The organism is Alcanivorax sp. HI0044 (genome assembly GCF_001634945.1).
This window is the reverse complement of record NZ_LWEZ01001417.1, coordinates 1-1,442: the sequence shown is the minus strand read 5'-3', so window position 1 is coordinate 1,442 and position 1,442 is coordinate 1. Positions and strand designations below refer to the sequence as shown.

Sequence of the window (1,442 nt, the reverse complement as noted above, 5' to 3'; positions counted from 1 at the left end):
CCGCGTGGAGCCTGTTGAGTCTCTTTTTACGCCTTACCTTGATTGGCCACCGCTTCCGCTGCTTTTGCAGCCGCTTCTGCGTCGCCCAGGTAGTAGTTCTTGATGGGCTTCAGGTTGTCGTCCAGCTCGTAGACCATCGGCACGCCGGTGGGGATGTTGAGCTTGACGATTTCCTCGTCGGAAATGTCACCCAGGTATTTCACCAGCGCGCGCAGGCTGTTGCCGTGGGCGCAGATCAGTACCTGTTTGCCGGCTTCGATTTGCGGTTTGATGTCGCTTTCGAAGTAAGGCACGAAGCGGTCGACTGTGTCTTTCAGGCTTTCTGACAGAGGGATCTGCGCTTCGCTCAGGTCCTTGTACACCCGGAAGTTGCCGGCATAACGCTCGTCATCGCGCTCCATTTTCGGCGGTGGCGTATCGTAGCTGCGACGCCAGATATGCACCTGGTCATCCCCGTACTTGGCGGCAGTTTCCGCCTTGTTCAGGCCCTGCAGGGCACCGTAGTGGCGTTCATTGAGGCGGTAGTCACGGATCACCGGAATCCACATCTGGTCCATGTTGTCCAGAATGCTCCACAGAGTGCGGATCGCACGCTTGAGCACTGAAGTGTAAGCCACATCAAACTCAAAGCCGGCTTCCTTCAGCAGCTCGCCTGCGGTGCGGGCTTCCTCGCGGCCTTGATCGGTCAGATCCACGTCTTTCCAGCCGGTGAAGCGATTTTCCTTGTTCCATACGCTCTGGCCGTGGCGGACCAGTACCAGTTTCGTGCTCATTAGCGTTATTCCTGTGCGATTTCAATGCGGCGCAAAGAGTAGCAGAAATGCGCCGGGAAATTGAGCGCCACAGCCCGTATAATCGTCGCAAATTCTGTTGCCGCTGCCGGCAAGGCCTGTCCTGTGTGTTTTTTTGCAGACCATTTTGCCCTTTTCATGCGCAGCGATGACCTGTGAAAGCCGTTTCAAGGGCTTTCTCATTCCCGGATAAGGCGAAAACATGGCGTATCTTTGGTGCGAGGACAATCAGGCAATCAGTGAATGGCAAGGTGGGCTGACGGCGGGGACCCCGCTGTATCTGGACACGGAATTCATGCGCGAGCGCACCTTCTGGCCGCAATTGGCGCTGGTGCAGGTACACGACGGTGAACAAATTCGCCTGATTGATACCACCCGGGTGGATGGCCCCACACTGTCTCCGGTGTTTCAGCAGCACACCCTGGTCATGCATGCCTGCTCGGAAGATCTGGAAGCCATTGCCACCTTTACCGGCCAATACCCGGCTGCCATCGAAGATACCCAGATTGCTGCGGCGCTGAGCGGCGAAGATATGCAGTGGGGGTACCAGAAAGTGGTCCAGATGCTGCTGGGTGTTGACCTACCCAAAGGCGCAACGCGCACCAACTGGCTGAAGCGTCCATTGAGCGATGAGCAGCTTCACTACGCTGA

At 56.9% G+C, this 1,442-nt stretch carries 1 protein-coding gene and 1 pseudogene; one reads left to right on the top strand and one right to left on the bottom strand.

Translation table 11 applies throughout. The features are described 5' to 3' along the window. Window positions 1–26: 26 nt before the first annotated feature. Window positions 27–773, bottom strand: a complete 747-nt coding sequence (gene gpmA / locus A3730_RS21000) for a 2,3-diphosphoglycerate-dependent phosphoglycerate mutase (RefSeq protein ID WP_063520996.1) — start codon at window positions 771–773, stop codon at window positions 27–29. A 220-nt stretch (window positions 774–993) separates the two neighbouring features. Between gpmA and A3730_RS20995 the strand changes: the two are divergent. Then, window positions 994–1,442 (top strand): annotated as a pseudogene (locus A3730_RS20995) (ribonuclease D); the annotation flags it as partial.

What these genes read in the sequence shown, in the direction of transcription:
- gpmA (WP_063520996.1), bottom strand. Translation starts at nt 773, where the DNA reads ATGAGCACGAAACTGGTACTGGTCCGCCACGGCCAGAGCGTATGGAAC.